We start from the raw sequence: 18,813 nt of genomic DNA on the forward strand, positions 1-18,813 counted from the left end.
ATGCAAAAATATCCTCATATGCAAAGTATTGAAAGTGAGATTTTAACTAAGGTTTTAAAAGAAGTTGAAAATTTTGATGAAAGTAAATTTAGCGCTTTTGATGTAAAACAAGCTTTAGCTAAAGATTATCTTAACTTAGAAGATTTGAAAGCTTTGCTTTCAAGTGCAGCAGAAGATTTTATAGAAGATTTGGCACAAAAATCAAGTAAGATTACTCAAAAATATTTTGGAAATTCCATTTTGCTTTTTACGCCTTTATATCTTTCTAATTTTTGCAATAGCAAATGTACTTATTGTGGATTTCAAAAAGGAAATAACATTAAAAGAGCTAAGCTAAACGAGGCTGAAATTCACAAAGAAATGCAAGAGATTAAAAAAAGTGGCTTGGAAGAAATTTTACTCTTAACAGGTGAGGGCAGGGAATATGCTAGCGTAGAATATCTTGCCAAAGCTTGTGAGATAGCAAAAGAGTATTTTAAGGTCGTGGGAATTGAAGTTTATCCTATGAATGTAGATGAGTATACATTGCTTCATGAAAAGGGTTGTGAATATGTAAGTGTTTATCAAGAAACTTATAATCAAAAAACTTATTCTAAAATTCATATTGAAGGTGAAAAAAGTGTATTTGAGTATCGTTTTCATGCACAAGAGCGAGCGTTAAAAGCAGGTATGAGAGGGGTTGCTTTTGGAGCTTTACTTGGCGTGGATGATTTTAGAAAAGATGCTTTTGCTACGGCTTTACACGCGTATTTTTTACAGCAAAAATACCCTCATGCTGAAATAGCTTTATCTATCCCTAGATTAAGACCTATTATCAATAATAAAAAAATTCATCCAAAAGATGTAAGTGAAACAAGGCTTTTGCAGGTTTTATGTGCTTATAGATTATTTTTACCTTTCGCAAGTATTACGATTTCTACGCGTGAAAGAGCAGGATTTAGAGACGGGGTTATTAAACTTGGAGCTACTAAAATGAGTGCAGGTGTAAGCGTGGGGGTAGGTGAGCACCAAGGTGATAAAAAAGGTGATGATCAGTTTCAAATTAGTGATATGCGTAGTGTTGATGAGGTTTTAGCTATGTTAAAAAATGCAAATTTACAAGCTATAATGAGCGATAGTATTTATGTGGGATAAAAAAATCATTGCTATTAGCGATAGTCAAAATACCCAAGGAGATTTTTTAAATTTTATTGAAAAACTAAGTCAAAGTAGTATTGATGCTTTAGTGCTTAGAGAAAAACATTTGGATGAGTTAGAATATACTAAATTAGCCAAGGAAGTATTAAAAATTTTTAATAAAACTCAAAAAATTTGCTTTTTGCATTATCATTATGAAGCTTGTTTAAAATTAAATCATCAATTTTTTCATGCTCCCTTAATAATTTTACAAAATTACCCACAAAGTTATAAAAAATTTGAGCTTTTGGGTACTTCTATCCATTCTAAAGAAGAATTAGATTTAGCTTATAAGTTTAAAGTAAATCATACTTTTTTCGGACATGTATTTGAAAGCTCATGTAAGGCTGATTTAACACCAAAGGGTATAAAAAATTTAAAAGATTTGTTAGAAGTTTCAAAAATACCCATTTATGTCATAGGTGGGATAAATATCCAAACTATAAATCACTTAAAAGATTTAAATTTAGCAGGCGTATGTATAAGAGAAGCTTTGTATAAAAGTAAAGATGTAAAAAACTATGTTTTAAAGTGTAAAGATCTTTTAGTCCAAAAGGACTAAAAGATTATAGCCAGAAAAAGTATGCAATTACTGCAAGTGCGATTGAGCAAAAGATATTTAATATAATCCCAACTTTTACCATTTCTTGTTGTTTAATATGTCCTGTACCAAAAACTATAGCATTTGGTGGTGTAGCAACTGGTAGCATGAAAGCACAAGAAGCGCCAATAGCAATGATTAAAGCAAGTCCTAAAGCAGGAACACCTAAAGTATCTGCTATAGAGATAAATAAAGGCACAAGTAAGGCCGCTGAAGCAGTATTTGAGGTAAATTCAGTTAAAAATACTATAAAAAATGCCACAATTAAACCTATAATAAATAAATGTCCATTTTCTATAAATGAAATGATAGTATCAGCCATTACTTTACTAGCGCCAGAATCTCTTAATACTACACTTAGAGTGATGCCTCCACCAAAGAGCATTAATACACCCCAATCGGTATTTTTTTGTATATTTTTCCAATCAATTACTTTAAAAGCACATACTAAAACAGCAGCCAATAAAGCAATAATCGCATCAAGATTTGCTATTTTGTGTCCAAAAATACTTGTGATGATAGGACTGATATTACCACTAAAAATCCAAGATAGTGCAACGACTAAAAAGATTATTAAAGTGATGATTCTAGGTCTTGTAAGTTCTATATTTTCAGTATGTAAATCAACTTGTAGATTAAATTTAGGTTTAAACATAAAGTATAAAATTAAAATCATTGCAGGTAGGAAAATTAAAACAATAGGAATTCCGTATTTTAACCATTGTGCAAAAGTAATGTGTAATTGAGTGGCAACGATTGCATTTGGTGGAGTTCCTACTATGGTGCCTATACCACCTATACTCGCACTAAAAGCTATACCTAAAAGGATGAAAACATAAGTATTTCTATCTTTTTGCGGATCAAGTGAAGCTAACATACCTATAGCAAGTGGAAGCATCATAGCTGCTGTTGCGGTATTACTCATCCACATGGATAAAAATGCAGTAGTGATAAAAATATACAAACTAGAAAGGCCTAAATGCCCTTTTGCTAATGTTAAAATTTTATGTGCAATAAGTTTGTCTAATTTTTGATGATGCATAGCTGCGGCCAAAGCAAAACCACCAAAAAATAAAAAGATATTAGAATCAGCAAAACCTGTTAAAGCTTTAGCGGTGGGTAGTAATCCCAAAATAGCAGCTAAAACAGGTACTAAAATAGCTGTAATAGTAACATGCAAAGCCTCACTAAGCCATAAAACGGCAATAAAAATTAACAAAGATAAACCTTGGTTTACTTTAGTTTCACCAAAAGGGGAAAAATAAAGCAAAGCGATAAATAACACTAAATCAGCAACGACTATAAGTGTTTTTGTATTTGAACTCATTTAACAACTCCTTTAAAATATTGCAGTTTTGTAACATATTCTAAATGAATTTTCTTTTAAATATCAATTTTTGTATAAAATTTTTTCAATAAAATTATTCTTGTGTGAAAAAAAGTAAGTTTTAGTAAAATTTATTTGTTTTTGGTATAATTTTTGCTAATTAAAAATCATAAAATAATAAAGATGATTCTAAGGAAAAAAAATGTTAAAAAAAGTATTTGTATTTGTTTTAGCTTTATTTTTTAGTGCATGTGCTGTAAATTCTAAAAATCAAAGTGTTGCAAAAGTTAATGAGCTTATAAAAATTCAAGCACAATGTTATAATCCTTCTGATTCTAAAGCATATGAAGCAAAAATTAAAGGCCTTGTGTATATTAGTGATGTGGGACTTAAGTATTGCGCAAATAAAAGAACAATTGATAAAAGTGCTTCCTTAAAAAAAGTTTATATTCATAGGGTATATGATTTAAATGAGAATTTAAAATATTCTTCTTCTAATGGAAATAATTATTATATTAATGAGAATTTTAACTACTATTTTTATGTGTTTTTAAAAGAAGAATTAGAAAATAGAGGTATAGTTGTAGTAGAAGATACACAAGATTCTCCTTATGTTTTAAGGGTAGATTTAAGTTTTAATGATTTTTATTCTAAATTTGATTCTAATTCTTTATTTTCAATTATTGCTAGTCAATTGACACTAAAAGATATTAATACCAATAAAACTATTAATATTAAAACCAAACAAGAAGTTAAAGGTTTTTATAATATCAAAGATCTACCTTTTTTCACTCAGCTTCTTATAAAACAAGTGGCTAATAAATCTGCAGATATTATCAGCTCTTTGTGAGGTGTTTTAATTGCCATGGATTTTCCTTTGCGAGTTTTTGTCCAGCTTGCAAGGAAGAGCTTTTAGAATATTCTTTAGGTATAAGAGAACTTGAGGGAAATTTTAAAGTTTATTATTTTTATCAATATGAGCAAATTAAGCATTTGATTTATTTTAAACACAAATTTCAAGGCTATTTTGTTTTAAATGCTTTAGCAAAATTGAGTTTTGCTAAATTTGAGGATTTTTTTCAACCATCTTGTAAAATTAATGCTATAGCTTTAGATGATAAAACATATAAAAATTACTCTCATACTGCTATTTTAACTAAATACTTAAATACTAAATTTATAAAACCTATGTATCACACCTTGCAAGCTAGTTCAGAATTTAAATATAGTGGTAAAAGTTTGAAATTTCGTAAAGATAATAAAAGATCTTATAAGCTTTTAAAGCGTCCAAAATATCCTGTAATTTTAGTAGATGATGTGATAACTACTGGATTAAGTTTATTAGAGGCAAAAGAGCTTTTAGAAAAAAATAATATTGAAGTGCTTTTTGCTTTAGTTTTGGCTAATGCAAAATTTGATACAATATAGGCATTAATTTTAAGGATTTTTATGGAAAATATTTTTACTAAAGATTCAGATATTGAAAATATAGATATAGAAAGTTCTATAAAAAGTAGTTATTTAGATTATTCTATGAGTGTTATTATAGGCCGTGCCTTACCTGATGCTAGAGATGGGCTTAAACCTGTTCATAGAAGAATTTTATATGCTATGAATGATTTAGGTGTTGGAAGTCGTAGTGCATACAAAAAATCAGCGCGTATAGTGGGTGATGTAATCGGTAAATATCATCCACATGGTGATACAGCTGTATATGATGCTTTAGTAAGAATGGCGCAAGATTTTTCTATGCGTTATCCAAGCGTAGATGGACAAGGAAACTTCGGTTCTATTGATGGTGATGGCGCTGCTGCGATGCGTTATACTGAAGCTAGGATGACGATTTTAGCTGAAGAACTTTTGCGTGATATAGAAAAAGATACGGTTGATTTTATACCAAATTATGATGATTCTATGAGTGAGCCTGATGTTTTACCTGCTAGGGTTCCAAATTTATTGCTTAATGGTTCAAGTGGTATTGCAGTGGGTATGGCTACCAATATTCCTCCGCATAGCTTAAATGAGCTTATTGATGGTTTGCTTTATTTAATTGATAATAAAAACGCAAGTTTAGAAGAAATAATGCAATTTATTAAAGGACCTGATTTTCCAACCGGCGGTATTATCTTTGGTAAAAAAGGTATTATAGAAGCATACCGCACAGGTCGTGGTAGGGTAAAAGTAAGAGCAAAGACCCATATAGAAAAAAGAGCTAATAAAGATATTATCGTTATAGATGAACTTCCTTATCAAACTAACAAAGCAAGATTAATAGAGCAAATCGCTGAACTTGCCAAAGAAAAACAAATTGAAGGTATTGCTGAAGTTAGAGATGAGAGTGATAGAGAAGGAATTCGCGTGGTAATTGAGCTAAAACGCGATGCTATGAGTGAGATTGTGTTAAATAATCTTTTTAAATCTACCACCATGGAAAGCACTTTTGGTGTGATTATGCTTGCTATACATAATAAAGAGCCAAAAGTTTTTTCTTTAATTGAGCTTTTAAATTTATTCTTAAATCATAGAAAAACTGTAATTATTAGAAGAACTATTTATGAATTGCAAAAAGCTAGAGCTAGAGCGCATATTTTAGAAGGTTTGAAGATTGCGCTAGATAATATTGATGAAGTGATAGCTTTGATTAAAAACTCTCCTGATAACCCAACGGCTAAAAATTTATTAATGCAAAAATTTGGTCTAAGCGAGCTTCAATCTAATGCTATTTTAGATATGAAATTAGGCCGTTTAACAGGTCTTGAGAGAGAAAAAATTGATAATGAATTAAGGGAATTATTAGCAGAAATAGAGAGGCTTGATCAAATTTTAAAAAGCGAAACTTTGCTTGAAAATTTAATCAAAGATGAGTTAAAAGAAATCAGAACAAAATTTGATGTACCAAGAATCACTCAAATTGAAGAAGACTATGATGATATTGATATAGAAGATTTAATACCAAATGAAAATATGGTAGTTACTATCACTCATCGTGGCTATATTAAGCGTGTTCCAAGTAAGCAATATGAAAAACAAAAACGCGGTGGTAAAGGCAAGGTTGCAGTTACAACTTATGATGATGATTTTATAGAAAGTTTCTTTACGGCAAATACACATGATACCTTGATGTTTGTTACTGATCGCGGACAGCTTTATTGGCTTAAGGTTTATAAAATTCCTGAAGGAAGTAGAACCGCTAAAGGCAAAGCCGTGGTTAATCTCATTAATTTACAAGCAGATGAAAAAATCATGGCAATTATTCCAACCACTGATTTTGATGAAAGTAAATCATTATGTTTCTTTACTAAAAATGGTATCGTAAAACGCACAAATTTAAGTGAATATCAAAACATTAGAAGCGTGGGTGTAAAAGCGATTAATCTAGATGAAAATGATGAACTTGTTACTGCAATTATCGTAGCAAGGGATGAAAATGAAACTCAAGAACAAAATTATGAAGAAAATTTAGAAAATGAAATGCTTGAACCTAATGAAGAGCTTGATAATACTATCGTTGGTAAAATGCTTTTTGCGGTTACTAAAAAAGGTATGTGTATTAAATTCCCACTTGCTAAAGTTAGAGAGATTGGCCGTGTAAGTAGAGGGGTAACTGCGATTAAATTTAAAGAAAAAGATGATGAGGTTGTGGGTGCTGTTGTTATAGAAAATGACGCTCAAGAAATCTTAAGCGTAAGTGCAAAAGGTATAGGCAAGCGTACTGATGCTGGAGAATATAGACTTCAAAGTAGAGGTGGTAAGGGTGTTATTTGTATGAAACTTACTGCCAAAACAAAAGATTTAATCGGTATAGTCATAGTTGATGAAAGTATGGATTTAATGGCATTAACAAGCAGTGGTAAGATGATACGCGTTGATATGCAAAGCATTAGAAAAGCAGGTAGAAATACAAGTGGTGTAATTGTTGTTAATGTTGAAAATGATGAGGTTGTAAGCATTGCTAAGTGTCCTAAAGAAGAAGATGAGGAGTTAGATGCTGAAACTAATATGGATTTAAATTTAGAATAGTAAAATTATTGGAATGCTTTTTGCTGTTTTAATAAAATCAAATAAATTGAAGGTGTAAAAAATGAAAAAAGTTATTTTTATGTTTTGTTTAGCTTTGGGTTTTAGTGCTTGTGCACTAGATCAAAGAGGTGTGAATCCAAATCAAACTCAAGCAGCAAATTCTGATGTTGTGGTTCAAAAAGTTGATAAAGATGATGTGCGTAACATCATTAGAGAAGAAAAAATGCTTGCAAATGATACAAGCACAGACAATGATCTAACTTTTACAGCGGTGGGTGAGGGTATTGCTCCTTTAAATACGGTTTCAGTTGGCCAAGCTTTAGCTTTAGCTAAAAGAGCGGCAATTACCGATGCTTATAGACAATTAGCAAGTAAGTTATATGGTGTCAGAGTTAATGGTAAAGATACAGTAAAAGATGCAATGCTTAAAAGCTCAACTATTACAGCACAGGTAAATGGTTTGATTAAAAATGCAAGTGTTGTAGATCAAGACTTTAAAGATGGTCTTTATAGAGTAAATGTAGAACTTAAAATTGATGCTGACAAGTGGAAAGAATTGTTTGCTTATTAATCCTCATAATTTTTAATGCTACTGCCCAAGATGAATTTATATTTTGGGCAGAACTTTCTAATAAAAATTTTATTCTTTATCATCAAAATGAAACTATTTCTATGGCTATGACTAAAAGTAAAAATAAAAATTTAGAATATGCTTGTGAGTTAGCATATACACCAAGTGATTTGAAATCTTTAATACGCAATGATTTTGGTATGGTGGCTGAAGAAAAGATGACAAAGCTAGATAAATTTAACTTTTTAAATGCTCACAAAAATGATTTAATTGATTGCTTTTTTAACTCAAAAATAGATGTAAAAGACTTTGTAAAAAGTGAACAAGCAAGTGCGCAAAGTGAAACTTATGTGAGAATTTTGCCACTAAGATTTATAGTTGAATTTCATGATAATAGTGCCTTTGTATATTATCTTAAATAAATACAAAGCTTGCTTTTATAAAAATCAAGTTAAAATACTTAAAAAAATATTAAGAGTAAAAGATGTATAAAAGTATCCCTCGTTATTTATTATTTAAATATCTGCGTTTTGATAAAGATCAACCCTTTATTATGCTTTCAAAAATTTTAGCCTTTTTAGGTGTAAGTATAGGACTTTGTGTGCTTTTAGTTGCAATGGCTATTATGAATGGCTTTGATAAAGAATTTGAGAGAAAACTTTTTACTATGAATTACCCTATCACTATATTACCGCGTTTTGGAGCAAATGTAGATGATAAATTATTGCAAGAATTAAGAAACAAATTTCCAAATTTATTATTTAGCCCTTATATTGCTACTCAGGTTATAGCAAGAAATGATTTAAAATTGGAAGGCGGTATGCTTTTTGGGGTTAATTTTGAAGATGAAAAAAAGATCAATGAGGTAGTAGCTCAAGCTTTAAAAGATAAAAAATTAGATAATTTTGATATTTTAATTGGTAAGGGTTTAAAAGATGAATTTGGACTTGATTATAATGAAAAAATTACCTTAATTTTTTCCAATCTTAATGCAAGCGGACTTTCGCTTATTCCAAAAGTTAAAAGATTTGATGTTATGGCTGATTTTTCTTCAGGTTTGTTAGCTTATGATAAAGCTTATATGTATACAGATGTAAAAGCTTTAGCTAAGATTTTGTCATATCCCCAAGGAAGTTATGATGGAGTACATGTATATTCAAATAAGCCTTTTGAGGATATTAAACAAATTGAAGCTTTCTTGGGTGCAAGATATGCTAGTATAGGCTGGTGGGAGCAAAATGGAAATTTCTTTGCAGCATTAGCTTTAGAAAAAAGAGCTTTGTTTATAGTATTGATGTTGATTATTTTGGTCGCAAGTTTAAATATAGTAAGTTCTTTATTAATGATAGTAATGAATCGTCGTAGTGAGATAGCTTTGTTGCTTTCTTTAGGAGCTAGTAAGTTAGAGATTAAAAAAACATTTTTTTCTTTAGGATTTTTGATAGGTGGAAGTGGTATCGTAGCAGGTGTGATACTTGCAGCTATTGCTTTGTGGATACTTGGAAATTTTGACATTATTTCTTTACCAAGTGATGTTTATGGCATGAGTAAGCTACCTTTGGAGCTTTCTTTTGTTGATTTTTGTACTACGATTTTTGGTGCTATTATGATTGTGAGCTTGTCTTCTTATTATCCTGCTAAAAAAGCAACACAAGTAGATATTTTAGATACTTTAAGAAACGAATAAATTGAAAAATTTATTCGTTTAAAAATTTTTGAATTTCATTGAAAAAGTTTTCATAACTAATATCTTTAATGGTTTTAATAAATTTTCCATTCTCATCAATCAAATAAAATTCGCCACTATGTGCTATAGAATATCCCATAGCGGAATCTTTAAGATTGATTTTTTCATATATTACGCCATAATTTTTAGTAACTTTTTCTAATTCTTTTTCATCTTTAGCAACTAATGCAGTTGAATTTGGGTAAAAATACTTAACCCATTGGCTAGTTTGAGTTAAGTTGCTATCTCTTGCTGGATCTAGTGAGATAAATATCACATGAGCTTTTTCTTTATTTGGCATTTTTTCTAAAACATTAGCAATCAAGGCAAGCTCACTAGGACAGACATCAGGACAATATGTATAGCCAAAATATACAATTAGTTTTTTACCGATAAAATCTTTTAGACTAAGTATGCCTTTTTCAGAATTTAAGTGAAAATTGTATTTGTTGTTTTCAAAATACTGCACAGATATAAAAAATACTCCAAAAATTACCACAATTAATAAAAAAATATTTATTTTTTTCATATTTTACCTCTTTACATCAAAGTCAAAATAAAAACCTAGTGGAGTTTCATCATCAAAAAGCTCTATTCTAAAACGCATTATATCTAGCGTGCAAGAACTTAAAACTAATTTAGCATGATAAGTATTGTTTATTTTTTTAAATTGTGGAACAATATCTCCCATATACATATTAAGTCCATAAACCCTAGCATTAAGTTTTTTAAACTCACCTAAATTGGCAATATTTAAATCAAGCTCATTTAATGTAGTAATAGGCTTTGGATTTAAATTTACTAAGACTTTTTTATCCTTAAAATTGTATTCACATTCTTGAATGTTTAGATCACATGTTAGAGGTGTTAAAGTGGTAATTAATTCTCTCTTTTTTCCGGTATTTGATGAATTGGTGTAAAAATAAGCCCCGCATATAGCAAAGACTATAGCTAAGGCAAAGACAAGTAGATTTTTCATTATTTTTTAATGCTTCTTGACTTGATATCTTTTAGTTCAATTGTGCTATTATCATCAAAATAAAGAGTTAGATTGGCCTTTGTTTGCGGTGTGATATTTTCTTTGAGATTTAGTATCATAATGTGCATCCCACCAGGTTTAAGTTCAGTGCTTGAATTAGCTTTTATTGTGATTTGAGGAATTTGAACCATCATTTTTTTACCATCTTTCATAATATGATCATGAATTTCAGCTGTATCGCTTAATGAACTTTGAGCTTTTATGAGTTTAATATCTTTGTTGGAGTTGTTTTTAAGTTCTAAAAAAAATGCCGTTGTTTTAGAATTAGGTGGAGTTTGTCTTACATAAGGATCATTTATAGTAATTTGATTTGAAAAAGCAAAAGTGCTTAATATGGCTAAATTAAGTAATTTTTTCATTATTTTTCCTTTTTTTGTTTTTGGTTATTTGTAAACATTATACACGGAAAAAATTAAAAATATATTTATTGTAAAAATATTATAATTAGTTCTTTGTTGTTTTAATTTTTAATAGAAAGGTGAAAATTGTTTAAAATTATATTAGCATTGTTTAGTTTGGCTGTGTTTGCAAATGCAAATAATCTTGCAAAAATTTATCTAAACGAAGGTATTGATGCAGTTGAAAGGGTATTGGAGCAAGAGTTAAGTAAAAAAGATTTTTGGCTTGATGAGATAAAAGACAAAAATATTAGTTTAGGATATTATGAGGAAAATGTTGCAATAGTTTTAACAAATAAAAGTGATAAAATTATTAGAGTTTATCACTACAATGATGGAAAAGTAGAAAAGAAATTTATCCAAAGGGATGTTTTAACAGGTTTAGCTGGAGATAAAGAAGTAGAAGGGGATTTAAAAACTCCAATAGGTTTTTACGAACTTGGAAAGAAATTTTATCCTGGTGATCCATATTATGGCCCATTTGCATTTGCAACAACTTACCCAAATGTTTTAGATAAAACTTTGGGTAAAACAGGTGGTGGTATTTGGATTCATGGCTATCCTTTAGATGGAACACGCTTGGATACTTATAAAACTAGAGGTTGCATTGCTGTGCATAATGATTTATTGGAAGATTTTAATAAATTAGTAGCTGATAGAAAATCTTATGCAATGACAGAAGAGAAAAATAAAGTAAGAGCAACTCATGATGAAATAGCGATTTTACTAGCTAATTTATTTGCCTGGAAAGATAGTTGGCAAAAAAGTGATATAAATAAATATTTATCTTTTTATGATAAAAAAATTTTTAAACATAATAATAAATCTACTTATGAGCAATTTGCAAAAAATAAAGAAAGAATTTTCGCAAAGAGAGAAAAAAAGAGCATTAAATTTTCAGATCTTAGCATAAGTCCTTATCCAAATGATAAAAATGAGAAAATTTTTAGAATAGGATTTTATGAAGACTATCGTAGTACTAACTATAAATTCAAAGGAGAAAAAGTCCTTTATGTTAAGCTAGTTGAAGATAAAATGCAAATTTTAGCTGAACAATAATGGCATATATAAAAATTGATCGTTTGGCTTATGAGTATAATCTTGACTTGATAGCCTCTAAAGCAGGAGGTTATCAAAAAGTAATATGTGTTTTTAAAGATAATGCTTATGGACATGGAGCTAAGCTTTTAGCTCCTATAGCTAGAGCAAAAGGTATAAATTTTATAGCGGTAAAAAATGAAGCTGAAGCAAAAGAGCTTGAAGATATTTTTGATAATATCTTAATTCTATCCCATCATCCACATGGCAATGAAAGTGAAAAATTTATTTATGCTTTAAATGATAAAAATGATATTAAAAAATTCAAGCAAAATATAAAAATTCATTTAGTTGTAGATACAAATATGCATAGAAATGGAATTATACCTGAAGAAATTCAAGAAGTGATACAAGAACTACAAAGTAATAATTTAATACTTCATGGAGTGATGATGCACTTTGCAGGAAGTGATGAAATAGATGCTAGTTATTTTGTGCAAAAACAAAAATTTAAACAAGCTAAAGAGCTAATATATACCTTGCTTTGTGATGAAGCTAAAAAGCTTATATTTCATTCACATAATTCTGAAGCATTGTTTAGAGCAAGCGAGCTTGGGTGCGATGAGTATTGTAGAGTAGGGCTTGTGCAATTTGGCTATGCGCATTTTAATAAAGACTTACGCAAAGTTTTAAGTTTATGGGCTGAAAAATTAAGCCAAAGAGTGTTGAAAAAAGGTCAAAGTGTTGGTTATGGTGGTGTATATAATGCAAAAGAAGATCTTGAAATAGCAACTTATGATTTAGGTTATGCAGATGGGCTTTTGCGTTATGATGGAAAACAAGATTTTTTTCTTCCTAATGGTAAGAAATTGCTTGGAAAAATGTCTATGGATAGTTTTTCTTGTGAGAATGATGAAGATGAAATTTGTGTTTTAAATGATGCAAATATTATGGCTAGTTTTTTTAATACTATCAACTATGAAATTTTAGTCAAACTTTCTCCAAATTTGAAAAGAATTTTAGTTTAAGATAAAAAGTGTTAATATATCTAAAGAAAGGGCAAATATGGCATTTTTAAATTGGGCTATTTTAATTTTATTTTTATTTATAGTATTTTTATTGATAAATCGTTACGAGAGAAAAATAAAAATTTTATATAAAAATATTGAAATCTTGAAAAACGAGTGTAAAAAAAATAGTGAAAATATAGAAAAAAATAGAATTTTAATAGAAAAAAATAGATCAAATATCGAAGATATAAAAATTCAAGATTAATTTTTATCTTGAAGTATTTTTGCTATCAATTCTAATGGATGTAAAAAATGCGTGGAGGATTTTTCATGCTCTAATGCATTTGAAATTTGCATTCTACAAGCTGAACATTCTGCACTGATAATTTTCACATTGCTTTTTTGTATATTTTGAGCTTTTCTTATACCAACTTGCAAAGCTTTTTCATAGTGATCAGTTTGCATACTAACACCGCCAAAACCACAGCATTCATTTGAGTTAATAAGTTCTTTGAAAGTATAGTTTTGTTTAAGCAAGGCTCTAGGTTCTTTAAAAACACCTTGCATTTTTCTTGCATGACAAGGATCGTGGTATGCAATTTTTGTCTTTAATTTTTTCTTTGTTTTTAAAAGCTCTTCTAGTTTAGTATATTCATAAAAATATTTTGTTGCAAGTAGTATTTTACTAGAAATATTTTTAGCTCTTATAGCCCATTCTTCATCTTTTTGCATGTGGAAAAAATGTTCATAGTCTATATTAATCATCGCAGAACAGGTTGCTTCGGGGATAATGATATAATCTAGTGTTTTTAATTTTTCTTCAAAATAAACGATATTTTTTTTAGCTAAAATTTCTATACTTTTAAAATCTCCAGTAAAATAATGAGGAGCACCGCAACAAGATTGATCTTTTAATAAATCTACATTGATTTTAAGATGTTTACAAATTTCAAGCAAAGCAAAGCCCGTATTTGTATAAGAGTAATTTGACAAGCAGCCTATAAAAAGTCCTATGGTTTTTTCACCTTGATTATTTATGAAATCAGGATTAGAAGCTAGAAAGCTTTTTTTAGCTAAAGAAGGAAGCAAACGATCTTTTTTGATTAAAGGTAGGTTAAATTTAGCTTTCATTCCCAAATTTTTATGTTGTAAACTAAAAGCACAGCTTTGGAAAACATAACCAAATCTTGCTAAAATATCTAGAATTTTTCTGCGTCTTAGAAAAAAGAAAGCAAGTTTTTTGTACCAAGCAATGCCAAATTTTTGTGCTATATCGTAACGCACTTTTTCAATAGCGCTATCCACTCTTAAATGGCTTGGACAAACTTCAACGCAATTTGTACACAAAAAACATGATTCAAATATTTTTTTAAGATTTTTATCAAGCTCTAGTTCTTGGTTTTCATAAGCACTGATTAAATCTAAAAAGCCACGAGGGGAAGTACTCTCATCACGATTTATTTCATGTATGGTGCAAACTGGTATGCATTTTCCACATTTTACGCAAGCATTAGAAATTTCATTAACATTTAACATATTAAACCGTTTTAGAGAAAACTTTTTTATCTTCGCTAATGCGTTTTAAATATTTATCAAAACACATAGCAATATTACGGATTAAAAGTACTCCTGTTTCATTAACTTTGATATGAGTTTTATCTATGTTGATAAATTCATTAAGTTTTTGGAGTTCTTCTAAATCTTGCTTAAAATATTCAAAAAAATCAATCTTAAATTTACTTTCAATATTTTTTATATTAAGAGCAAAATTACTCATAAGTTCCATAATAACAGCTTTTCTTAGTTCATCATCATCATCAAGCATGATACCTTTTTCGCAAGGCAATCGACCTTCATCGATAGCCTTTTCGTAGCTTGGCATATCTTTGAAATTTTGCATATAGTGTCTTTTACCTTCGCCTATACTTGTTAGGCCAATCCCGATTAAATCAGTTCCGCCTTTTGTAGTATAGCCTTGAAAATTTCTATGCAAACTATCATTTTCTAAGGCTTTAAAAAGTTCATCTTGTGGTTTTGCAAAATGATCCATTCCTATCATTTTATAACCATTTTGAGTTAAAAATTTTTCACAATATTCTAAAATTTGAAGTTTTACATCAGGACTTGGTAGAGTGTTTTCGTCAAATTTTCTCATATTTTTTTTAAGCCAAGGCACATGTGCATAATTAAAAATAGCAAAGCGATCGGGATTAATCAGCAGTGCTTTTTCTAAAGTTTGCTTAAAACTTTCTAGACTTTGATAAGGAAGGCCATAAATTAAATCCATATTTACTGAATTTATCCCTTTTTTTCTTACCATATCTACTGCATTTTTGGTAAGTTCAAAAGGTTGAATTCTATGAATTTCCTTTTGAACCTTTTCGTTAAAATCTTGCACGCCAAAACTAATGCGATTAAAGCCATTTTGAATTAAAACATCAGCTTGTTCTTCATTTAAGAATCTAGGATCAATTTCACAACTTACTTCACTATCTTGGGTAAAATTTGGAAAAATGCTTTTTATTTTAAAAATCAAACTTTGCAATTGTTTAGCAGAAAAAAAAGTAGGCGTGCCACCACCAAAATGCATTTGAGCTACTTCCCTTTGTGTGTCAATGATATTTGCTAAAAGATCAAGTTCTTTAAAAAGATAATTTAAATATCTTTCTTTACTTTCTTCTTTTGCGGTATATATTACATTACAACCGCAAAAATAACAAGCACTCCTGCAAAAAGGCAAATGAAAATATAAAGATAATTGTGCTGTTTGTTGTTTTAAAATTTTTATATAGTCTTCATATTTAAAATGGGTGTTAAATTCTACTGCAGTAGGATAAGAAGTGTATCTAGGTCCTGCTTTGGAGTATTTAACAAAATTTTTATAATCTCTCATTTTTTGCCTTTTTGCATCATTTCTTTCATGTTTATAAATAAGTTAGGATGTTTTGTATGAATATTGCTGATTAATTGATCTAAATCAATATTAACTTCTTTTATACCTTTGGAAACTTGATGTTTAATCTCATCCATTGCAACTGTCCATACATCATTAAAGTCAATAGGAATTTGTTGATAGATAGCCTTTTCTAGTTTAAGTTCAAAATTATCCTTTTGTATCTTTTTGGCACTTTGTAAAAACTCAATCAGAGTTTTTACAGAAAACATAGTTTTAACTTCATCATTTTCATCTACTATAAACCATGGTTCGGGTGCTAAATTATGGCCATTTTTTAGACTTAACTTTTTTTCTTTATCGTTAATGTGGGTTAGATGAAATATAGTTTGATTGTGTTTTTCTATGCCCAAATGATTAGATAATTCATTGATTACATCTTGAGAGCTTTTTTTGCTTAGACTATTCAATCTCACTCCTTATTTGTTAATAATTTTGCAATTTCTTTTGCATGATAAGTTATGATAAGCTTAGCTCCAGCTCTTTTAAAAGCAAGCATAGTTTCAAGCACTATTTTTTCATAGTCAATCACACCTGCTTTTTGACCTGCTTTTAACAAAGCATATTCTCCGCTTACATTATACACACAAAGTGGAAGTTTAGAATGATTTGCTATACCTTTTACTACATCTAAATACGCAAGTGCTGGTTTTACCATTAAGATGTCAGCGCCTTGTTTTTCATCTTCTAAGCTCTCACATAAGGCTTCTTTACCATTGGCAAAATCCATTTGATAGGTTTTTCTATCTCCATAACTTGGTGCAGAATCAGCCACATCTCTAAAAGGCCCATAATAGGCTGAAGCAAATTTAGTAGAATAAGCCATAATAGGTAAATTTTCAAAACCATTTTCATCTAAAGTTTTTCTTAAAGTTTCAATAATACCATCCATCATGCCGCTTGGTGCTATCATATCTGCACCGTTTTTAGCATGAATTAGAGCTTGTTTGGCTGAAATTTCTAAAGTTAAATCATTATCTACGCTTTTACTTTTTGGATCAATAATACCACAATGCCCATGATCAGTATACTCACAAAAACAAAGATCGGTAATTACTACCAAATCAGGAAATTTTGCTTTAATAGCTCTTAGACTTGTAGCAATCAAGCCATCATCGCTTAATGCATCACTTCCACAACTATCTTTTTTGGAACTTTCTAACACGCCAAATAAAATAATCGCTTTAATACCAAGATTAATTAACTCCTCACATTCTTTTAAAATTTCATCTAAGCTCATTTGAAACACACCTGGCATAGATGTGATTTCATTTTTAATATTAGCACCATTGATAACAAAAAGTGGATAGATTAAATCATCTAAATTTAAGGTATTTTCTTTTACTAAGCTTCTAATATTCTCATTAAGTCTTAATCTTCTAAAGCGTTTAAACATAAATTTCCTTTTTGTTTGTTAAAATTGTTTAAATTCTAGCATATTTTTTATAAAAAAGGTAAAGTAAAATAATGACTATTCAAATTTCTGAAATAGCAAAACTCCCCACTCGTTTTGGGGAATTTAATATACAAAGTTTTAAAGAAAATGATAAAGAACATCTTTGTATTTTTAAAGGAAAATTGGAAAAAGAAGTTAATATTAGAATCCATTCAGAATGTTTAACAGGGGATGTTTTAGGAAGTTTAAAATGTGATTGTGGAGAACAGCTTGATTTTTCTTTAAAATACATTCAAGAGCATGGTGGTATGGTGATTTATCTAAGGCAAGAAGGAAGAGGTATAGGACTTTTTAATAAAATTAATGCTTATGCTTTGCAAGATAAGGGTTTTAATACCATAGAAGCAAATCATCAATTAGGTTTTAAGGCAGATGAGCGTAGTTATGAAATAGTAGAATTTATACTTAAGCATTATAAGATTTCTAAAATTAACCTTTTAACTAATAATCCTGAAAAGCTAAATTCATTAAAAGAAAAAATTAATTTAAGAGTGCCTATTTTAATAAAAGCAAATCGTTTTAATAAAGATTACTTAGAAATTAAATATACACAAATGGGACATCTAAATTGAAAAAATACGAAGAGCAATTAAATTTTTTAAAAGATTTTGCAAATAAAGATGATTTTTTTAAAAAAATCACGCTCTATAAAGAGTTGTTAGAAAAATTTAATGCTGTGCATAATTTAACTCATTTTGAAAATATAGATGAAAATATTATTGATAGTGTTAAAATTTTAGATTTTTATGATTTGAGTAATAAAAAAAAGATCATTGATATTGGAAGCGGGGCCGGTTTTCCTGCATTATTTTTAGCTTGTATTTTGCAAAATAATGAATTTTTTCTTTTTGAGCCTAGCGCTAAAAAGGCTTCATTTTTAAGGGTGGTTAAAACTGAACTTAATTTGATAAATGTAAATATCATAAAAGAAAAATTACAAAACTATCCACCTTTTAAAGTAGATTTAATTACTTCAAGAGCTTTGATGGATGTAAAACCTTTGGTAGAAATTTCAAATGGTTTTTATGATAAAAATACTTTATTTTTGCTTTATAAAGGAAGTGAAGTTTATGATGAATTGCAAGAATTGAAAGATTATCAAATTTTTAATCAAGGCTTTAGGAATTATTGTCTTTTAAAGATAAAGGAAAAATTATGTTAATTTTTGGACATCCTTTGATAAATATGCAAAAATTTAGTCATTATGAAAATATTTTTATCAAAACAAATGTAAATTGTTTTAACTATAATGAACAAAATATAAAAAGTGCAAAAGAGGAAAAAATAGATTTTGCTATATATGCCAAGAATGAGGAAGAAATTTTACTTTCTAATGCACTAGGAGCAAAATATATTTTAATAGAAGATGAGAGATTAGCAAAAATTGCCTCAAAAATGGCTGAGTTTTATATGTTTGACTCTAAAATTTTATTTTTACTTGATGTTTTAGATAATAATTTAAAAAAAGCTTATGAGTTAAGCGTTGATGGAGTGTGTT

21 protein-coding genes and 1 pseudogene are annotated in these 18,813 nt (G+C 29.1%); 14 read left to right on the forward strand and 8 right to left on the reverse strand.

The window, feature by feature from the left end; all coding sequences use genetic code 11:
- The gene (gene thiH / locus L8V85_RS07480) at positions 1 to 1,134 is read left to right on the forward strand and encodes a 2-iminoacetate synthase ThiH (protein WP_220567299.1); all 1,134 of its coding nucleotides are present in this window, start codon (positions 1 to 3) and stop codon (positions 1,132 to 1,134) included.
- On the forward strand, positions 1,124 to 1,738 hold the full coding sequence (locus tag L8V85_RS07485) for a thiamine phosphate synthase (protein WP_263666833.1): 615 nt from the start codon (positions 1,124 to 1,126) through the stop codon (positions 1,736 to 1,738). The genes thiH and L8V85_RS07485 overlap by 11 nt, the downstream gene beginning before the upstream one ends.
- A gap of 4 nt (positions 1,739 to 1,742) precedes the next feature.
- On the opposite strand, the gene L8V85_RS07490 is transcribed toward L8V85_RS07485, so the two are convergent.
- On the reverse strand, positions 1,743 to 3,104 hold the full coding sequence (locus L8V85_RS07490; protein WP_133319807.1) for a DASS family sodium-coupled anion symporter: 1,362 nt from the start codon (positions 3,102 to 3,104) through the stop codon (positions 1,743 to 1,745).
- Positions 3,105 to 3,306: 202 nt separating this feature from the next.
- Here L8V85_RS07490 and mapA point away from each other — a divergent pair, with 202 nt between their 5' ends.
- From mapA to L8V85_RS07520, 6 genes are all read left to right on the forward strand, one after another.
- Positions 3,307 to 3,954, forward strand: a complete 648-nt coding sequence (gene mapA, locus L8V85_RS07495; protein WP_258107956.1) for an outer membrane lipoprotein MapA — start codon at positions 3,307 to 3,309, stop codon at positions 3,952 to 3,954.
- Entirely contained in the window at positions 3,951 to 4,532 is a 582-nt protein-coding gene (locus L8V85_RS07500) for a ComF family protein (protein ID WP_133319809.1), read from the forward strand. The genes mapA and L8V85_RS07500 overlap by 4 nt, the downstream gene beginning before the upstream one ends.
- A gap of 21 nt (positions 4,533 to 4,553) precedes the next feature.
- Positions 4,554 to 7,124, forward strand: a complete 2,571-nt coding sequence (gene gyrA / locus L8V85_RS07505; RefSeq protein WP_263662962.1) for a DNA gyrase subunit A — start codon at positions 4,554 to 4,556, stop codon at positions 7,122 to 7,124.
- A gap of 61 nt (positions 7,125 to 7,185) precedes the next feature.
- Entirely contained in the window at positions 7,186 to 7,695 is a 510-nt protein-coding gene (locus L8V85_RS07510) for an LPP20 family lipoprotein (protein WP_133319811.1), read from the forward strand.
- Positions 7,671 to 8,117, forward strand: a complete 447-nt coding sequence (locus L8V85_RS07515; RefSeq protein ID WP_133319812.1) for a hypothetical protein — start codon at positions 7,671 to 7,673, stop codon at positions 8,115 to 8,117. The genes L8V85_RS07510 and L8V85_RS07515 overlap by 25 nt, the downstream gene beginning before the upstream one ends.
- A 62-nt stretch (positions 8,118 to 8,179) precedes the next feature.
- Positions 8,180 to 9,382 (forward strand): ABC transporter permease, encoded by a 1,203-nt coding sequence (locus L8V85_RS07520; protein ID WP_263737764.1) that lies wholly within the window; start codon positions 8,180 to 8,182, stop codon positions 9,380 to 9,382.
- A gap of 10 nt (positions 9,383 to 9,392) precedes the next feature.
- On the opposite strand, the gene L8V85_RS07525 is transcribed toward L8V85_RS07520, so the two are convergent.
- Genes L8V85_RS07525 through L8V85_RS07535 form a run of 3 tightly spaced genes read right to left on the reverse strand, consistent with a single transcriptional unit; the run spans position 9,393 to position 10,819 of the window.
- Positions 9,393 to 9,950 (reverse strand): SCO family protein, encoded by a 558-nt coding sequence (locus L8V85_RS07525; protein ID WP_263662960.1) that lies wholly within the window; start codon positions 9,948 to 9,950, stop codon positions 9,393 to 9,395.
- A 3-nt stretch (positions 9,951 to 9,953) separates the two neighbouring features.
- Positions 9,954 to 10,400, reverse strand: a complete 447-nt coding sequence (locus L8V85_RS07530) for a hypothetical protein (RefSeq protein WP_263737765.1) — start codon at positions 10,398 to 10,400, stop codon at positions 9,954 to 9,956.
- Entirely contained in the window at positions 10,400 to 10,819 is a 420-nt protein-coding gene (locus tag L8V85_RS07535) for a copper chaperone PCu(A)C (RefSeq protein ID WP_263737766.1), read from the reverse strand. Before L8V85_RS07535 ends, L8V85_RS07530 begins: the two co-directional genes overlap by 1 nt.
- 126 nt (positions 10,820 to 10,945) lie before the next feature.
- Between L8V85_RS07535 and L8V85_RS07540 the strand changes: the two genes are divergently transcribed.
- The 3 genes from L8V85_RS07540 to L8V85_RS07550 are packed head-to-tail and all read left to right on the forward strand — an operon-like array spanning position 10,946 to position 13,171.
- Positions 10,946 to 11,917, forward strand: coding sequence for a L,D-transpeptidase family protein (locus L8V85_RS07540; RefSeq protein ID WP_133319817.1), 972 nt, complete (start codon positions 10,946 to 10,948; stop codon positions 11,915 to 11,917).
- Positions 11,917 to 12,924: an alanine racemase gene (locus tag L8V85_RS07545; protein WP_263662959.1), complete on the forward strand. Its 1,008-nt coding sequence runs from the start codon at positions 11,917 to 11,919 to the stop codon at positions 12,922 to 12,924. The genes L8V85_RS07540 and L8V85_RS07545 overlap by 1 nt, the downstream gene beginning before the upstream one ends.
- Before the next feature lie 37 nt (positions 12,925 to 12,961).
- Positions 12,962 to 13,171: a hypothetical protein gene (locus tag L8V85_RS07550; protein WP_133319819.1), complete on the forward strand. Its 210-nt coding sequence runs from the start codon at positions 12,962 to 12,964 to the stop codon at positions 13,169 to 13,171.
- Here the strand turns inward: L8V85_RS07550 and L8V85_RS07555 are convergent.
- The 4 genes and pseudogenes from L8V85_RS07555 to hemB all read right to left on the reverse strand — a co-directional run bounded on the left by L8V85_RS07555 (position 13,168) and on the right by hemB (position 17,255).
- Positions 13,168 to 14,442, reverse strand: a complete 1,275-nt coding sequence (locus tag L8V85_RS07555) for a (Fe-S)-binding protein (RefSeq protein WP_263737767.1) — start codon at positions 14,440 to 14,442, stop codon at positions 13,168 to 13,170. The two genes, L8V85_RS07550 and L8V85_RS07555, sit on opposite strands and share 4 nt — an antisense overlap.
- A gap of 1 nt (position 14,443) precedes the next feature.
- On the reverse strand, positions 14,444 to 15,799 hold the full coding sequence (gene hemN, locus L8V85_RS07560; protein ID WP_263737768.1) for an oxygen-independent coproporphyrinogen III oxidase: 1,356 nt from the start codon (positions 15,797 to 15,799) through the stop codon (positions 14,444 to 14,446).
- Positions 15,786 to 16,269 (reverse strand): annotated as a pseudogene (locus L8V85_RS07565) (DUF2603 domain-containing protein). Before L8V85_RS07565 ends, hemN begins: the two are co-directional and overlap by 14 nt.
- Before the next feature lie 2 nt (positions 16,270 to 16,271).
- The gene (gene hemB / locus L8V85_RS07570) at positions 16,272 to 17,255 is read right to left on the reverse strand and encodes a porphobilinogen synthase (RefSeq protein ID WP_263737769.1); all 984 of its coding nucleotides are present in this window, start codon (positions 17,253 to 17,255) and stop codon (positions 16,272 to 16,274) included.
- Between the two features lie 71 nt (positions 17,256 to 17,326).
- Between hemB and ribA the strand changes: the two genes are divergently transcribed.
- The 3 genes from ribA to L8V85_RS07585 all read left to right on the forward strand — a co-directional run.
- Positions 17,327 to 17,887 carry a GTP cyclohydrolase II gene (gene ribA / locus L8V85_RS07575; protein WP_220567283.1) on the forward strand — a complete coding sequence of 187 codons (561 nt, stop codon included), beginning with the start codon at positions 17,327 to 17,329 and terminating at the stop codon, positions 17,885 to 17,887.
- Entirely contained in the window at positions 17,884 to 18,477 is a 594-nt protein-coding gene (rsmG, locus tag L8V85_RS07580; protein WP_263676569.1) for a 16S rRNA (guanine(527)-N(7))-methyltransferase RsmG, read from the forward strand. Before ribA ends, rsmG begins: the two co-directional genes overlap by 4 nt.
- The coding region (locus L8V85_RS07585) for a hypothetical protein (RefSeq protein WP_263670381.1) at positions 18,471 to 18,813 on the forward strand (343 nt) is incomplete at its 3' end. The genes rsmG and L8V85_RS07585, both read left to right, overlap by 7 nt.

The organism is Campylobacter sp. IFREMER_LSEM_CL2090, from assembly GCF_025771865.1.
Lineage (GTDB): Bacteria > Campylobacterota > Campylobacteria > Campylobacterales > Campylobacteraceae > Campylobacter_D > Campylobacter_D lari_D.